Raw genomic sequence first — 14320 nt, 5'->3', positions numbered from 1 at the left:
TTGGCAAGCTTTTTAGTTGACTTTTTGTTGGCTGATAGTAAGGATTTAGTTGCAATGTCCACCAATATATGGGCTATCCGAAGGACCGATCGATGAAAGTCGTTTCATTCTCCGCCCCGCCGGCACGGCTGGCCCGGTGCGCCGCCGCGCTGGTGGCGACCACCCTGGTGCTCGGCGGCTGCGCCAACTCTATCGGGCTGCGCAGCGACAAGCAGCCGGCACGGGCCGACAGCTTCGACAGCGCGCAAAGCCTGCCCACTGAAGGTGGTATCTGGCCCGCGCTGGATTGGGCTGCTCAGTTCGGCGATCCACAATTGCCGCAACTGATCGACGAGGCGCTAGCCGACAGTCCGACCATTGCCCAAGCGCAGGCGCGGTTAGCCAAGGCCGCCTCATATGTGCAGGGCGCCAACGCCAGTACGCTGCCCAAGGCGGACGCGAAATACACGTGGACGCGCGAACTTTACTCGGGCAATGCGCTCTTCCCGCCGCCATATGGCGGCGCGTGGTACAGCGAGAACAATGTGCTAGCAAGCGCGACGTACGAACTGGACCTGTGGGGCAAAAATCGGGAAGCGCTGCGCTTGGCGATTTCCCAGGAAAAAGTCGCCGCGGCCGAGGCGCAGCAGGCGCGGCTGACATTGGCGACGTCGGTGGCACGCGCCTACAACCAGCTCGCGCAACAGTACGCGCTGCGTGAGGTCGCGCAGTGTGAGATCTCGAACCGCGCCAATGTAGGCGCCATCACGCGAGGGCGCCTTGCCGCAGGCTTGGATACCGAGGTTGAGCGTCGCACCGCTGAGGGCAACCTTGCAACAAGCCAGACCGCATTGACTGACCTGGATGGACAAATCACCACGACGCGATACCAACTCGGCGCACTGCTCGGCAAGGGTCCGGACCGCGGGCTGCGTATTGCGATGCCGCGGCTGGGCGGGGGTGGCAGCGTCGCGCTGCCGGCGAACCTGCCAGCGGACCTGCTGGCTCGCCGCCCGGACATTGTCGCCGCACGTTGGCAAGTGGAGGCCGCTACGCACGACATCAAGGTGGCCAAGGCCGAGTTTTTCCCGGACATCAATCTGAGCGCCGGGTTCGGTTTCGATGCTTTCGGCTGGGGCCGATTCCTGCAGTCTGGCAGCCGCCAGATCCAGGCCGGGCCAGCGCTCCACTTGCCGATCTTCGACGGTGGCACGCTGCGCGCAAACCTGAAAGGCAAGCTTGCCGACTACGACAGCGCGGTGGCGAACTACAACCAGACGCTGATCGGCGCACTGAACGATGTCGCGACCCAGGTGGCCGCGATCCGCTCGGTCGACCAGCAACTCGTTGACACGCAAGCCGCATACGACGCGAGCAAACGCGCGTACGAGTTGGCAGTGATCCGCTACAAGGCTGGCTTGGCGCCGCAGTTGCAAGTGCTCTCCGCCGACAGCCTGCAGTTGGCGCAGCAACAGACCCTAGTCAATTTGACCATGCGTCGACGCGACCTGCAACTGGCCCTGATCAAGGCGCTAGGCGGCGGTTTCGACGCGAACGGCACCGTGCTCGGCGCCACCGAGCCGGCCCAATGATGAGCCACCCCCGCACATCCGGCCGCCCGGCCATGCAATGAATCAGACTTGAAGACACGGAGCGATTGATGAGCAGCCCCCAACAACAAGGCGCCACGCCCGACGCAAACGCAAGCAACGGCCAACGCCGGCGCCTGATGACGCTGGTGACGATCGTGATTGTGCTTGCCGCGATCGCCTATGGCGCGTACTACCTACTGATCGCGCGGTTTCACGAAGAAACCGACGACGCGTACGTCAACGGCAATGTAGTGCAGATCACGCCGCAGGTCACCGGCACCGTGATCGCAGTGAAGGCGGACGACACTCAGGTCGTGCAGAAGGGCCAGCCACTGGTGCTGCTTGATCCGGCGGATTCACGCGTCGCGCTACAGCAGGCCGAAGCGGACTTGGCGCAGACCGTGCGCCAGGTCCGTACGCTGTACGTGAACAACAACCAGTACCAGGCCGCGGTCGCGCAGCGCCAATCCGACCTATCGCGCGCGCAAGATGACCTGCGCCGCCGTCTGACGGTTGCCCAGACCGGCGCGGTATCGCAGGAGGAAATCTCTCATGCGCGTGATGCGGTCAAGGCTGCGCAGGCCGCTCTCGACATCGCGCGTCAACAGTTGGCGTCCAACCGCGCGTTAACTGCCAACGTCGCGATTGCACAGCATCCGAACGTACTGGCGGCCGCAGCCAAGGTCAGAGATGCCTACCTGAACTACGCGCGCAACACACTACCTGCACCGGTGACCGGTTACGTCGCCAAGCGCAGCGTGCAGGTGGGCCAGCGCGTCTCGCCCGGCACGCCGCTGATGGCGATCGTGCCGCTGAACGAAGTCTGGGTCGATGCAAACTTCAAGGAAGTCCAACTCAAGCACATGCGCATCGGCCAACCGGTCGAGGTCGTCTCCGACGTCTACGGCTCATCGGTCGTGTACCACGGCAAGATCCAGGGCTTTTCAGCCGGTACCGGCTCGGCCTTTTCGCTGTTGCCCGCGCAAAACGCCACCGGCAACTGGATTAAGGTCGTGCAGCGCCTGCCGGTGCGCGTGCAGCTCGATCCCGAGGAGTTGAGAAAGCATCCGCTGCGCATCGGCCTGTCGATGACCGCCAACGTGTCGATCAAGGACGAGCAAGGCGGCGAACTCGGCAACGCACCGACCACGGTGTATCAGACCGACGTATTCGATGAGTACGGTAAGCAGGCCGACGCTGAAATCCAACGCATCATCAGCCAGAACGACGGCAGCGTTGACACTGCCGTCGCTGCGGCGGACACGGCTAGGCCGGCGGCGAACACGGCGGCTAGGCTGGCCCCGGTCGCAGCCCGGCACGCCACACGATAGGGCTATACCATGAGCCAGACACAAGCGTCTCACCCGCCGCTGTCGGGCATGCAACTGGTGGTCGGGACCATCGCGGTCTCGCTCGCCGTGTTCATGAATGTACTGGATACGTCGATCGCCAATGTCGCGATCCCGACTATCTCGGGTGACCTTGGCGTGTCGTCGGATCAGGGCACGTGGGTCATCACCTCGTTTGCCGTCGCCAACGCAATCTCCGTGCCTCTGACCGGCTGGCTGACCGAGCGGATTGGCCAGGTCCGGCTATTTCTCACGTCGATCGTGCTGTTCGTGATCTCGTCGTGGTTGTGTGGGCTGGCGCCGTCGCTGCCATTCCTGCTGGCATCGCGCGTGCTGCAGGGCGCGGTGGCCGGTCCGATGATTCCGCTGTCGCAAACGCTGCTGCTGGCGAGCTACCCGCGCTCCAAGTCCGCGATGGCGCTCGCGCTATGGGGCATGACCACGCTCGTCGCACCCGTGCTTGGCCCAATCCTGGGCGGGTGGATCTCCGATAACTATTCGTGGCCGTGGATCTTCTACGTGAACATCCCGGTTGGGATCGGCGCCGCGATCGCGACGTGGGTGATCTTCCGCAAGCGCGACTCCGAGGTCAAGCGCGCGCCAATCGACGGCGTCGGGCTGGTGCTACTCGTGCTGTGGGTCGGCTCATTACAAATCATGCTCGACAAGGGCAAGGACCTCGATTGGTTCAACTCAACAACGATCATCGTGCTGGCACTGATTGCGATCATCACCTTCGCGTTCTTTGTCGTATGGGAGTTGACCGACAAGCATCCGGTCGTCGATCTGTCGTTGTTTCAGCGGCGCAATTTCACCGGCGGCACGGTGGCGCTGTCGGTCGGCTACGGATTGTACTTCGGTAACCTGGTGCTGCTGCCTTTGTGGCTGCAGACGCACATCGGCTATACCGCGACGCAGGCGGGCCTGGTCATGGCGCCGGTCGGCATTTTCGCGATTCTGTTGTCGCCGCTAACCGGCAAATACATGCCCAAGACGGATCCACGCTACATCGCGACCGCAGCGTTCACCGTGTTCGCATTGTGTTTCTACCTGCGCTCGCGGTACACGACCGGCGTCGATACGTTTGCGCTGATGGTGCCCACGTTTATCCAGGGCATCGGCATGGCTGGATTCTTCATCCCGCTGGTGTCGATCACGCTGTCCGGCTTGCCGCCGCATCGGATCGCCGCGGCCTCGGGTCTGTCCAACTTCGTGCGAATCATGTGCGGCGGCATCGGCACCTCGATCTTTCAGACCGCATGGGACCATCGCACGATCCTGCATCATGCGCAATTGGCCGAACAAACCAGTCAATTCAGCCCGGCATTCGGGCAATCGGTCGCGCAGATGCGGGCGCTCGGCATGAGCGAAGCGCAGTCATATGGGTTCGTCAACAACTTGATGACGCAACAGGCTGCGCAACTGGGCGTCAACGACCTGTTCTACCTGTCCGCCGCGATCTTCATCGCGTTGATTACGTTGATTTGGATCACCAAGCCTGAGCGCGGCGGCGGCGATGCGGGGGCCGCGGCATCAGCCGCACATTGAACGCCGAGCGGGGTGCGACGGGTGGCCCGCCTACAGACCGCCCGCCGCGCCCCGCTCCAGCACATTGGCAACTTCGCCCTCTGATTAAGCCGAGTCGTGGTTCCGGCAAACGCGCTTGTTGCGGGCAGCCCGTGGCAAATGTCCGTTTTAATAACACTCTCGTCGTCCCAATACTGGCCGCACATAAGCCGTTCGTAATTCAAATGCCCAGTTCGATAATTTGCATAACAAATTAATGGCGACGATTTAACATTTGCGTCCAAAATCGATCTACGGGGGGCAACGTGCCAAACGCATGGTTTAAAAACTGTTCTCGTTACTTGGCGGCCTGCGTCAAACCCGACGTCATGGACCGCAAACCGCAACACTCGTCACCATCGGTCGGTTCCGCATCGAATCAAGCCAACGCATTGACAAAACTCAAGGCACTCCGGCGACCGCCGTGGCATAAGGACAACGCGTCGCGCGCTTCTCGCGCCAGTACGCCTAAAACGGATGTCACGGGTGCGAGTACGTTAAAAACGGACGTCACAACCTCGCCACCGCACTTGCTGAGGTTGCCCAAAGAAATTCACATGACCATCGCGAAGATGATCACCGAACCGGATCGGACAGGCCCATACAGATCCCACTTCAACAGTCTGCAACGGTATTCGTCGGTCATACCCGGTTCGTCCAACTGGCTAGCGCCTGAATTTGAGGTCGCCCAGCTAGCGCAGCAGGCCAGTGACCTAAAGCGACTCAAGGAGTCGGAGCGAGTTGGCAAGTTTAACGAAATTTTCGCGAGCGCGACGGCACTGCGACCTCGGCGCCCTCGGGTGGAAGCCTATATCATCGGCCAGATGCGATGCCTGCCGACATACGACGCGTATCGTGCGGCACAAGACGTCGCCGCCAAACTCAAGCAGTCCGATCGTAACCCGTGCCACGCACAATATATTGCGTTATTTGACGAAATACCGCGCATCGTCGGCGACTGGCGGCCCAACGTGGACACTCATGCCAACCTGCACACGTTGCTGCTCCAACTAGTGGACGCCGCATCCCAGCTTCCGCCGCACTCGAATAGTGTCGACGAGAAAATCGCCAAGAAGACAGCGACTGGGGCTATGCTAGCGGCCGTACTGCCCCAGCTGGATGCGCCGGACTTGGCGCCTCGTTTCGATGCGCTAGTGAACACAGCGCGTGTCATTAATTCGAAGTTGGTGGAAACGCTTGCGTCAGTCCTTTCAAAGCTTCCAGCAGAAGAGCGTGCTGCGAAGTTCGATAACTTACTGTCCGTTGTACAGAAGCATGACGGTGCGTCGGCACCAACGCTCGCGACTCACCTCGATGTCCTTTCCAATAACGACAGGCCTGCACGCTGGCACGCGCTGCTGCAAGTGGCAATGCAACACCGCATCGCAGGCATGATCAAGCCTTTACTGAATGCCGCGGTCAACCTTCCCGGCGAAGATGTTGGCGCGGCGTGCGTAGCCGTTCGCCGCCTTGCAGACCAATCGTTGGACCCATCTAGAGACCGGAGCGCAAACACGATATTAGCCGCCGTTGCTAGTCAGCTAAGTGCCATTCCCCAGACAGAGCAACAGCCGATGTACGAGTGGCTACTTCGTAAAGTTAGCGAGTTTCCGACACAAAGTCAGATACTGAAACGATCGCAATTGCGCTCGAGAGTCGAACTCCTTTCCTGCCTCGTTGCACAGATACACCGTTCGCCAGATGAACAAAAGCGCGAAGTTTTCGACATGCTGGCCCGTATGCTAGATTGCGCCACGCCACACAATAGTCGCGACGCGCAGGCAGCGCTTGAAGACCCATTTCGACTCCGAGGCAGCTCCGTCAACTTTTCACCCTCCTCGCAACCTTGGATAGACCAATGGCGCAAGCGGTGCACGGATCCTACCCAGTCGCGTTTGGCACGCATCGCATCCCCCTTCGCATAGCAGCCGCTGACCCCACCCGCACGGCACTGGCACAACGTAGGCTGCGTCGCGCACGGGTAAATTTCGTTTCCCTGTCGATTACGTCTACCTTACCAGCTCCGGCGCTGGCGTAATGACTATGCTGTGCATCACATGGCAATCCGCCACGATTAGCGGACATTGGCCAATGCGATACAACCCCATCGCATTGGGCGGCATGATCAACGCAGCGTGCGCCGCCAGCCCCTGGATTAAACGGCTTAAAATGAAAATACGCGATGTCAATAAACTTGTTCACCTATTTGCCTTGCATGACGGGCGCATGTTGCGCTCCTGAGGTCCCGGACGCCGAGACCGCATTGGTTGCATCCGATCAGATGCCGACGTCACGCCAGATGCCGGCGACGTTACGCGACTATCGATTGGACACATTGGCGTCACTGCCGCGCAGCGCGGCCTCGGAGGTTCCGCCGACGTGCAATCGCGCGAGCAGAGTGCTAGAGCACACGCCGACGCTGACGAAGCTGCCGCTAGAGGTGCTTGAAATCATCGCCTGTCGAGTCGCTGAACCCACGACGGACATCGAACAAACAACCACTTATCGTCACCTGTGGTCGTTCGCGACCGCGTCGCCCCACACGTGGCAAGCGTCGTGGTTGCCAATCCGTGCAGCGCGGCTCCACGCGCGTGCGATGGACCTGGGCAGCGATGAGCAGCAAGCGCCGCTGCAGGAATTCAAAGACATCTTCGACGCCGCTTGCCGGTTGCCTATGGATAAGACGAAGCTTCAAGCACACGTAATCGAGCAAATCCCATGGATGCAGGACGGGCACCTGGACGCAATTCATTGGACGCTATCCAAGCTCGAGCGGCAACCGGCACAGGCAAGTGCCGCCCCGTACCGGGCATTGATCGACGTGCTGCCCAGGTGCTTTAATCACATGTGTTACAGTCCCGACGGCCCCCACAATGCAATCGTACCGGAGCACTCTGCGCGACGAGCGGCATTCAATGTAGGACTCGACGCGATTAGGAAGTTGCACGGACCGGACAAAGTGGACACCATTGAGGTCATGGCATCACTGTTGAACCGTTTGCCCGATGACGAACGCGCAGCCAGTTTCGATGCATTGGTGCATGCCGCGATAGCAGAACCACCCACTCCGATCGCGAAACTCGTGCCATACCTGCAATGGCTGGAAAGCACCGAACAGCAAGGCCGTTTGGATAACTTAATATTGATTGCTACTCAGCATGGCGACGCGGACGCAGTCGAGCCGCTGATCGCCGCCACCGCGGCGGTGCACCACGACGTTGCCAATGCCGACACAGCATGGTCCAATGAGGCCGCGCCGCCATCGGCGGCAGCGCAGCAGAATCGATGGGATCGGGTGCAAGCGCTAAGCCACACGCTGTGGCGCTCAGGCAAAATGACGCTCGAACAGTTTAGCGCCGCACTTTCGCTGCTCGAATCGATATCGGAAACGCTGCCCGCCGAACAGCGACAAAGGACGACGGCGTGGCTCGAGAGTCAATTCAACGAAATCGCGTAACGAACCGGCGTTAACTGCGGGGGGCAATCAGGCGTTCTGGCAACAGCACACCACGCTGCCACCGGCCGAGTCCAAGCAGCCGACGCCCGTCAGCATCATATACCCTGACCCTGACGTCGTCACCCACGTTCGGTTCACTCCCCAACCGCAACCGCTGGCCGTGCGTGAAGCGCCGGGCCATTTCGGCATCCAGCTCGACGGGTGCAAACGTTGATAATAACGCGTCGATCGGTTGCAAACAGGCCAAACGTCGCGGCTCGTCCGCATCGGACAGTTCGTCCAACGTTACAGCGTCGTTTAGCGTTAATGCTCCCACACCGGTGCGGCGCAGCATCGTCAAATGCGCGCCGCAACCCAGCACTTCGCCAATGTCCTCGGCCAGTACGCGAATATAGGTGCCTTTGCTGCACGTAACGCGGATCGTCACGGACGCTGCACCGTCCAATGCGCACGTGATGCATTCCAATGCGTGAATCGTCACCGCACGCGCTTCGCGCTCGAGCGTATGGCCTGCCCGCGCATATGCATAGAGCGGTTTGCCGTCGCGCTTGAGCGCCGAGTACATTGGCGGCACCTGCATGATTGGACCACGGAACGCGATAAGCGCCGCGTCGAGCGCCGCCCGGTCGCACATAACAGGCCGTGTCTGCAGCACGTCACCCTCCGCGTCACCGGTCGTCGTGCGCACGCCAAGTTTCAGTGTCGCATCATAGGTCTTGTCCGCATCAAGCAGATCCTGCGAAAACTTGGTCGCCTCGCCGAAACACAGCGGCAACAGACCGGACGCAAGCGGGTCCAGCGTTCCGGTGTGCCCGGCCTTTTTCGCGTTGAACAGGCGCTTGGCGCGCATCAGCGCATCATTGCTGGACAGCCCGACCGGCTTGTCCAGCAGTAACACACCGTCCACGGGGCGCCGGACAAGGCGCGGCCGTGCCGGATCACGTCGTTGCGTCATATCGATATCGCGCTCCAGGGGTCAGTCGTCCTTGGCGCGCGTCGCGTTCGCCTCGTCGATCAACCGCGACATGTGTACGGCCTTCTCGATCGACTCATCGAACACAAAGTGCAACGTCGGCACCGTATGGATGTGCAGGCGTTTGAACAACAAGTTATGCAAGTGGCCGGCCGCGTGGTTGAGCGCTTCTTGCGTCTGCCGGGGGTCTCCAGTCAGTGTCGTGAAGAATATCTTTGCATGCGCGTAATCCGGGGTCAGCTCGACCGCCTGGATCGTCACCAGGCCAATTCGCGGATCCTTGACTTCGCGCGCGATCAACTCCGACAAATCGCGCTGAATCTGATCAGCGATCCGCACGTTGCGATCGCCACTGCTGCGTTTTTTCGGCATAGTTCACTCCTGCCAACAAAAAAGGCGGAGCCTGACGGCCCCGCCCCTAGCGCCGGCGCATTAAATTACAGCGTGCGCGCCACCTCGGTAACTTCGAACACCTCGAATTGGTCACCTTCCTGGATGTCGTTGAAGTTCTTCAGCGACAAGCCGCACTCGAAGCCCTGCTTCACTTCCTTCACGTCGTCCTTGAAGCGCTTGAGCGAATCAAGCTCGCCGGTATGGATCACCACGTTATCGCGCAGCACCCGGACCGACGCCGCGCGTTTGACGATGCCGTCGGTCACCATACAGCCGGCAACCACACCGACCTTCGGTACCTTGAACACTTGCCGCACCTCGACCGTGCCGATCACCGCCTCGCGTTTTTCCGGCGCCAGCATGCCAGACATCGCAGCCTTCACCTCGTCTACCGCATCATAAATGATGTTGTAGTATCGGAGATCGACGCCGTTCGCCTCGGCCAGCCGGCGCGCCTGGGCGTCGGCACGCGTGTTGAAACCAATGATGACGGCCTTGGACGCGGTCGCCAGGTTGACGTCCGTTTCGCTGATGCTGCCCACCGCGCTGTGCACAATCTGCACGCGCACCTCGTCGGTCGACAGCTTCTGCAGCGCATGCACCAACGCTTCCTGCGAGCCCTGTACATCGGCCTTCACGATCAGCGGCAGGTTCTGCACTTCGCCAGCACCCATCTGCTCCAGCATGCTTTCAAGCTTCGCAGCCTGCTGCTTCGCAAGCTTCACGTCGCGGAACTTGCCTTGCCGGAACAGCGCGATTTCACGCGCCTTGCGCTCATCCGGCAGCACGATCACTTCCTCGCCGGCGTTCGGCACCTCGGACAACCCTTGGATCTCGGCCGGAATCGATGGCCCTGCCGACTTCGCCGCCTTGCCAAACTCATCGGTCATCGCCCGCACGCGGCCATACGCGGAGCCCGCCAGTACGACGTCGCCACGCGACAGCGTACCGGACTGCACCAGGATCGTCGCGACCGGGCCTTTGCCCTTGTCCAGCTTCGCCTCGATCACAATACCCTTGGCAGGTGCCTCAATGGGCGCCTTCAATTCGAGCACCTCGGCTTGCAACAGCACGTTCTCGAGCAGGTCGTCAATGCCCTGTCCGGTCTTGGCGGACACCTCGAGGAACGGCGCATCACCGCCGTACTCTTCCGGCACCACACCTTCCGCGACCAATTCCTGTTTTACCCGATCCGGATTCGCGTCGGGCTTGTCAATCTTGTTGATCGCCACGACGATCGGCACGCCGCCCGCCTTCGCATGCGCAATCGCCTCCTTCGTCTGTGGCATCACGCCATCGTCGGCCGCGACCACCAGGATCACGATGTCGGTCGACTTCGCGCCCCGCGCACGCATCGCGGTAAACGCCTCGTGGCCCGGCGTATCGAGGAACGTGATCACACCACGCGGCGTCTCGACGTGGTATGCGCCGATGTGCTGAGTGATGCCCCCCGCCTCGCCCGCAGCGACCTTCGCGGTACGGATATAGTCGAGCAGCGACGTCTTGCCGTGGTCGACGTGGCCCATCACCGTGACGACCGGTGGGCGTGGCAGCGCGTCGACATCGGCCACTTCGCCTTCGATCAGCAACGCTTCCGGGTCGTCAAGCTTCGCGGCAACCGCATGATGGCCCAGTTCCTCGACGACAATCATCGCGGTTTCCTGGTCCAGCACCTGGTTAATTGTCACCATCTGGCCGAGCTTCATCATCACCTTGATGACCTCGGAGGCCTTGACGGCCATCTTATGCGCGAGATCGGCTACGGTGATCGTCTCCGGCACATGCACTTCGCGCACGATCGGTTCGGTCGGCACCTGGAAATTCGTATGCGCATCCTGATGCTTGCCACGGCCGCGTGGACCACCCCGCCAACCACGGTCGACACCACCGCTCGAATCACCGCGCGTTTTGATGCCACGGCGCTTGGCCGCATCGTCCTGCCAGCCGCTCTTGCCCGGGACTTTCTTCTTGTCGCCGGAGGGTGCAGCCGTCGGTGCCGACACCGGTTTCTTCGCGCCAGCGGCCGGTCGGGCCGGCGCTGCCGCGCCCGCCGGCCTAGCCGGTTTGTGCAGCGTGCCCTTCGCCTCAGCGGTCTTGGCCGGTTCGACCGGCTTTGGCGGCTCAGGCACCTTGACCATTGCCTTGCGCGGCGTCGCCATCATCTCGCGGATCGCCCGTGCCTCGGCTTCCGCCGCTTCCCGTCGCTTGCGGATGGCCTCCTGCTCCAGGCGTGCCTTATCGGCGGCGGCACGGGCATCGTCGGCGGCCTTCTTCGCCGCCTCCCGCTCGGCAGCGCGCTCGGCCGCCGCACGAGCGTCGTCGGCGGCGGATTGGCCGGCCGGTTGTGGCACATCGTGATTGCGCTGCTGCGCGGCCACCTGCTGGGCAGCAGCGCGTGCCTGAGCCTGAGCCTGAGCCTGAGCCTGAGCCTGAGCCGCCTGCGCCGCGCGCCGCGCCGCTTCCTCTTCAGCGCGACGCCGCTCCGCCTGCGCGGCCTCCTCGCGGGCGCGCCGCTCCGCCTCCTCGCGCTCGAGGCGCTCCTGCCGCTCACGCAATTCGCGCGCCTGCTGAGCCAGTGCCTCGGCTTCGAGGCGCGCTTGCTCCTCGCGACGCGCGAGTTCGGCAGTCGCACTGTCCTGGTCCTCGCCATTCGGCGCTTCGGTACCTGGCTCGTCGCGCTTGACAAACACCCGCTTCTTGCGGACTTCGACCTGGATCGTGCGAGCCTTGCCGGTTGCGTCGGCCTGCTTGATTTCCGACGTCTGCCGACGCGTCAGCGTGATCTTGCGCTTGTCGCCGTCAGCGCTGCCGTGCGACTTGCGCAAGTGATCCAGCAAACGCGCCTTGTCCGCTTCGGACAATACGTCGTCAGCGCTAGCTTTCTGCACACCCGCAGCTTGAAGCTGTTCGAGCAGAAGGCCTGCAGGCATCTTCAGTTCCGCGGCAAATTGGGCTACGTTGTTGCTCGCCATTCATCCCTCTTGAGGCAAGGACAGCGGTCCTTGCAGTTGACATCCCGGTGCGGCCTATCGGGCCGCGTCATTTCAATGCGCCATCATAATCTCGCTTCGCGCCCGTCACTGGAACCAGTGCTCGCGCGCCTTCATGATCAGCGCCTTCGCGGCCTCCTCGTCGATGCCGGTCATCTCGACCAACTCGTCGACGGCCAACTCGGCCAGATCGTCACGCGTGTGTATCTCGTGCTCGGCGAGCTTAGCGAGTAGCTCCCGATCCATCCCATCGAGGCTTTTCAGGTCAAGCGACGCGTTTTCGACCTTTTCCTCATTCGCGATCGCCATCGTCAGCAGCGCATCGCGTGCGCGATTGCGCAACTCGTGCACCGTGTCTTCGTCGAACGCCTCGATCTCGAGCATCTCGTTGAGCGGCACGTACGCGATCTCCTCGAGGCTCGTGAAACCTTCGTCGATCAGGATGTCGGCGACCTCCTCATCAACATCCAGCCGCTCCATGAACAGGTCGCGCAGCACCTTGCGTTCTTGCGACTGTTTCTCGGCGGACTCGTCCGGCGTCATAATATTGATCTGCCAGCCGGTCAGCTCGCTGGCGAGCCGCACGTTCTGGCCGCTTCGGCCGATCGCGACAGCCAGCTCGTTTTCGTCAACGACGACATCCATCGCGTGCTTTTCCTCGTCAACGACGATCGATTGCACGGCAGCCGGCGCAAGGGCGCCGATCACGAACTGGGCAGGATCTTCCGACCATAGCACGATATCGACGTTCTCGCCACCCAACTCGTTGCGCACTGCCTGCACGCGCGAACCGCGAATGCCGACACACGTGCCGATCGGGTCGATGCGCTTGTCATAGGCCACCACTGCGATCTTCGCCCGCACGCCGGGGTCACGCGCCGCCGACTTGATTTCGAGCAAGCCCTGCTCGATCTCCGGCACCTCGAGTTCAAACAGCTTCATCAGGAATTCGGGCGCGGTGCGCGACAGCTCAATCTGCGGCCCCCGCGCCGTGCGGTCGACCTTGGCGATATACGCACGCGCGCGATCGCCAATGCGCAGATTCTCTTTCGGGATCAGTTGATCGCGGCGCAGCAACGCTTCGACCCGCCCCGATTCGACGACCAGGTTGCCCTTGTCGAGCCGCTTTACCGAGCCGGTCATGATCTTCTCGCCACGCTCGAGGAAATCGTTCAGGATCTGCTCCCGCTCCGCATCGCGCACCTTCTGCAAAATCACTTGCTTGGCCGCTTGCGCGCCGATGCGACCGAACTCAATCGACGGGATCGGCTCTTCGATATAACCGTCCAATTGCGCATCCGGATCCTGCTCGCGCGCTTCAAACAGTAGGATTTCCTGGTCCGGCTGCTGCAAGCCCGCCTCGTCCGGCACGATGCGCCAGCGGCGGAAAGTCTCATGCTCGCCAGACTCGCGGTTGATTGACACGCGTATGTCGACATCCTCGTCGAAGAGCTTCTTCGTGGCGGAAGCGAGCGCGGCCTCGAGCGCGGCGAATACCACATCCTTGTTGACGTTTTTCTCGCGCGCCAGCGCATCCACCAGCATCAACACTTCGCGACTCATTGTTTGCGGCTCCTAAAATCGACTTGCGGAACAAGACGAGCACGGTCTATGTCAGCGAGCGTGAAATCGAGCCTCGCCGGGCCGTCTTTTCCTTCAAATTCCAAACCTATCGTGTCGCCATTAGGCGCGTACAGGATGCCGCGGAACGATTTTCGGCCGTCCAGCGGCTGCTTCAGCGTCACCATCGCCTCGCTACCGGCGAAACGTTCAAAATCCGCCCGTTTCTTCAGCGGCCGGTCTAGCCCCGGCGACGAAACTTCGAGACGTTCATAGTCGATATTTTCGACGGTCAGCACGTGCTGAAGTTGGCGCGTCACCTTCTCACAATCGTCTATCGCGATGCCCGCCGGTTGGTCGATAAACACGCGCAGCATGCCGCGGCCGGAGCGCTCCAAATCGACAAGCTCGTATCCGAGCCCGGTAACAGTATTTTCAATCAGTTCCGACAATTGCACGTT

The 14320-nt window shown here is 61.6% G+C and carries 10 protein-coding genes; 5 read left to right on the top strand and 5 right to left on the bottom strand.

The window, feature by feature from the left end:
* The first annotated feature begins 92 nt into the window (after nt 1-92).
* From KQH55_RS05450 to KQH55_RS05430, 5 genes are all read left to right on the top strand, one after another.
* On the top strand, nt 93-1571 hold the full coding sequence (locus KQH55_RS05450) for an efflux transporter outer membrane subunit (RefSeq protein WP_235090343.1): 1479 nt from the start codon (nt 93-95) through the stop codon (nt 1569-1571).
* Between the two features lie 68 nt (nt 1572-1639).
* Complete coding sequence (locus KQH55_RS05445; protein ID WP_235090342.1) at nt 1640-2902, top strand: efflux RND transporter periplasmic adaptor subunit; 1263 nt, start codon at nt 1640-1642, stop codon at nt 2900-2902.
* 9 nt (nt 2903-2911) lie between these two features.
* Complete coding sequence (locus KQH55_RS05440; RefSeq protein WP_076784966.1) at nt 2912-4468, top strand: DHA2 family efflux MFS transporter permease subunit; 1557 nt, start codon at nt 2912-2914, stop codon at nt 4466-4468.
* Nucleotides 4469-5043: 575 nt separating this feature from the next.
* Nucleotides 5044-6411, top strand: coding sequence for a hypothetical protein (locus KQH55_RS05435; protein ID WP_235090341.1), 1368 nt, complete (start codon nt 5044-5046; stop codon nt 6409-6411).
* A gap of 338 nt (nt 6412-6749) precedes the next feature.
* On the top strand, nt 6750-7943 hold the full coding sequence (locus KQH55_RS05430; protein ID WP_235090340.1) for a hypothetical protein: 1194 nt from the start codon (nt 6750-6752) through the stop codon (nt 7941-7943).
* Between the two features lie 10 nt (nt 7944-7953).
* Here KQH55_RS05430 and truB read toward each other — a convergent pair whose 3' ends face one another.
* The 5 genes from truB to rimP all read right to left on the bottom strand — a co-directional run bounded on the left by truB (nt 7954) and on the right by rimP (nt 14317).
* Complete coding sequence (truB, locus tag KQH55_RS05425) at nt 7954-8898, bottom strand: tRNA pseudouridine(55) synthase TruB (RefSeq protein WP_076794970.1); 945 nt, start codon at nt 8896-8898, stop codon at nt 7954-7956.
* Between the two features lie 21 nt (nt 8899-8919).
* Complete coding sequence (gene rbfA, locus KQH55_RS05420; RefSeq protein WP_076784971.1) at nt 8920-9288, bottom strand: 30S ribosome-binding factor RbfA; 369 nt, start codon at nt 9286-9288, stop codon at nt 8920-8922.
* 65 nt (nt 9289-9353) lie between these two features.
* Nucleotides 9354-12281: a translation initiation factor IF-2 gene (gene infB, locus KQH55_RS05415; RefSeq protein ID WP_235090339.1), complete on the bottom strand. Its 2928-nt coding sequence runs from the start codon at nt 12279-12281 to the stop codon at nt 9354-9356.
* Between the two features lie 105 nt (nt 12282-12386).
* Entirely contained in the window at nt 12387-13862 is a 1476-nt protein-coding gene (gene nusA / locus KQH55_RS05410) for a transcription termination factor NusA (protein WP_076794966.1), read from the bottom strand.
* Nucleotides 13859-14317: a ribosome maturation factor RimP gene (gene rimP / locus KQH55_RS05405; protein ID WP_076787158.1), complete on the bottom strand. Its 459-nt coding sequence runs from the start codon at nt 14315-14317 to the stop codon at nt 13859-13861. Before rimP ends, nusA begins: the two co-directional genes overlap by 4 nt.
* Between the last annotated feature and the right edge of the window lie 3 nt (nt 14318-14320).

The sequence above is a fragment of the Mycetohabitans sp. B3 genome (assembly GCF_021498065.1).
Taxonomy (GTDB): Bacteria; Pseudomonadota; Gammaproteobacteria; order Burkholderiales; family Burkholderiaceae; genus Mycetohabitans.
Note: the sequence above shows the minus strand (reverse complement) of the source record. Positions and strands in the feature narration are given on the sequence as shown.

What these genes read in the sequence shown, in the direction of transcription:
- KQH55_RS05435 (WP_235090341.1), top strand. Translation starts at nt 5,044, where the DNA reads ATGACCATCGCGAAGATGATCACCGAACCGGATCGGACAGGCCCATAC.
- nusA (WP_076794966.1), bottom strand. Translation starts at nt 13,862, where the DNA reads ATGAGTCGCGAAGTGTTGATGCTGGTGGATGCGCTGGCGCGCGAGAAA.
- truB (WP_076794970.1), bottom strand. Translation starts at nt 8,898, where the DNA reads ATGACGCAACGACGTGATCCGGCACGGCCGCGCCTTGTCCGGCGCCCC.
- KQH55_RS05440 (WP_076784966.1), top strand. Translation starts at nt 2,912, where the DNA reads ATGAGCCAGACACAAGCGTCTCACCCGCCGCTGTCGGGCATGCAACTG.
- KQH55_RS05450 (WP_235090343.1), top strand. Translation starts at nt 93, where the DNA reads ATGAAAGTCGTTTCATTCTCCGCCCCGCCGGCACGGCTGGCCCGGTGC.
- infB (WP_235090339.1), bottom strand. Translation starts at nt 12,281, where the DNA reads ATGGCGAGCAACAACGTAGCCCAATTTGCCGCGGAACTGAAGATGCCT.
- KQH55_RS05445 (WP_235090342.1), top strand. Translation starts at nt 1,640, where the DNA reads ATGAGCAGCCCCCAACAACAAGGCGCCACGCCCGACGCAAACGCAAGC.
- rbfA (WP_076784971.1), bottom strand. Translation starts at nt 9,288, where the DNA reads ATGCCGAAAAAACGCAGCAGTGGCGATCGCAACGTGCGGATCGCTGAT.